This window comes from Streptomyces sp. CO7, assembly GCF_053474865.1.
Map to the genome: position 1 here is coordinate 741727 of NZ_JBRIOU010000004.1, position 2008 is coordinate 743734.

Below are 2008 nucleotides of genomic sequence, written 5' to 3' on the forward strand. Positions count from 1 at the left end.
CCCCCGGTGCCGCCCGCCTGCCCCGCCATCCGCTCCGACAACGCGTCGTTCATCCGCGTCAGCAGCCCGCAGAAGGAGTCCCGCTCCTCCTCCGACCAGTCCTCCGTCAGCTCCGCCATCAGCTGCCTGCGGGACGCACGGACCTCCTCCAGCCGCGCGCGCCCGCGGGGCGACAGGTCGAGCACCACGGCGCGGCCGTCCTCCGGGTGCGAGGTCCGCCGGACCAGCCCGGCCTCGACCAGCGGCGCCACCTGGCGGGTGACCGTGGAGGAGTCGATGCCCATCCCGGCGGCCAGCGCCTTGACCCCCATCGGGCCCTCCTGTTCGAGGCGGTGGAGAAGCAGGTACGCCGCGCGGTCCATCGAGTCGCGCAGCCGTCCGACTGCCCCCAGCCGGGTCTGCTCGGCACGGCGCGCGAACAGGGCCATCTGGTACTGGAGCGACTCGAGGAGACCGTCGTCGTCGGTGGTCGTCACGTCCGTCGACTCCGTCGAGGTGTCGGGTGCAGTGGGCATGGCCGGAAGCTCACTTCGATCTGGGCCGGTAATGGGGGACAGGCTACGCGGACTCGCACCGGTGCGTAACGAGCCTGTGGAAAACCCGCCCCCGGAGCGTCAGGCCTTGGGCACGACCGGCCGTGGTTTTCCACAGGGCAGGTGGCGCGCGAGTTCTCCCTGCGAGACTGGCCCCATGAATCACCGCACATCCGCGGCTCCGTCCCCCGTCACCCTCGACGACGTCCGCGGCGCCCAGAAGATGCTCTCCGGCATCGCGCGGGTCACCGGCCTGGAGGGCAGCAGGTACCTGTCCCGGCTGGTGGGCGCCCCGGTGCTCCTGAAGTGCGAGAACCTGCAGCGCACCGGATCGTTCAAGCTGCGCGGCGCCTACATCCGGATCGCCGGTCTGCTCCCCGAGGAGCGCGCGGCCGGCGTGGTCGCCGCCAGCGCGGGCAACCACGCGCAGGGGGTCGCCCTGGCCGCCTCGCTGCTCGGTGTGAAGGCGACGGTCTTCATGCCGAAGGGCGCCCCGCTGCCCAAGATCAGCGCGACCAGGGAGTACGGCGCGGAGGTCATACTCCACGGCCAAGTGGTCGACGAGACGATGGCCGCGGCGATCGCGCACGCCGAGGAGACCGGCGCGGTCTTCATCCACCCCTTCGACCACCCCGACGTGATCACGGGGCAGGGCACGGTCGGGCTGGAGATCCTCGAGCAGTGTCCCGAGGTCCGCACGATCGTGGTGGGCGTCGGCGGCGGCGGGCTGGCCGCCGGCATAGCGGTCGCGGTGAAGTCGCTGCGCCCGGACGTCAGGATCGTGGGCGTGCAGGCCGAGGGCGCGGCCGCCTACCCGCCCTCGCTCGCGGCGGGCCACCCGGTGGCGGTGCCCCGGCCGGTGACGATGGCCGACGGGATCAAGGTGGGCCGGCCGGGCGAGGTGCCGTTCGCGCTGGTCAGCGAGCTGGTCGACGAGGTGCGCACGGTCGGCGAGGACCAGCTGTCGGCGGCGCTGCTGCACTGCCTGGAGCGCGCGAAGCTGGTGGTGGAGCCGGCCGGCGCGAGCCCGGTCGCCGCGCTGCTGGCCGATCCGAGGTCGTTCCGGGGCCCGGTGGTGGCGGTCCTCTCCGGCGGCAACGTGGACCCGGTGCTGCTCCAGGGCGTCCTGCGGCACGGCATGACGGTGCAGGGACGCTACTTCGCGGTCCGCGTCCGCCTCGACGACCGCCCGGGCTCCCTCGCCACCCTCCTGTCGGTCCTCTCCGAGATGGACGCCAACGTCCTCGACGTCAGCCACCGCCGCACGGCCCCGCGCCTGGGCCCCACCGAGGCGGAGGTGGAGGTCCACCTGGAGACCAAGGGCCCGGAGCACTGCGCCGAGGTGCACCGGGCGCTGCGCGCCGCGGGCTACGCCATAGCGGACTGACCCGGCCGAAGGCGGGCGCGGGGCGCCGGCCGAAGACGGGCGCGGGGCGGGTGCGGCTGTCCGGCATGGGGGTCGTGCAGGTCACCCC

At 73.8% G+C, this 2008-nt stretch carries 2 protein-coding genes; one reads left to right on the plus strand and one right to left on the minus strand.

Annotated features, from left to right (window positions below; translation table 11 throughout):
- Positions 1-515: MarR family winged helix-turn-helix transcriptional regulator (locus tag ACOV8S_RS16185; RefSeq protein ID WP_448318516.1), on the minus strand; the 515-nt coding region annotated here is incomplete at its 3' end.
- Between the two features lie 175 nt (positions 516-690).
- On the opposite strand from ACOV8S_RS16185, the gene ilvA reads away from it, so the two are divergent.
- On the plus strand, positions 691-1920 hold the full coding sequence (ilvA, locus tag ACOV8S_RS16190; protein WP_382552942.1) for a threonine ammonia-lyase: 1230 nt from the start codon (positions 691-693) through the stop codon (positions 1918-1920).
- The last annotated feature ends 88 nt before the right edge of the window (positions 1921-2008 follow it).

Coding starts and splice junctions, on each gene's coding strand:
- ilvA (WP_382552942.1), top strand. CDS start 691: ATGAATCACCGCACATCCGCGGCTCCGTCCCCCGTCACCCTCGACGAC.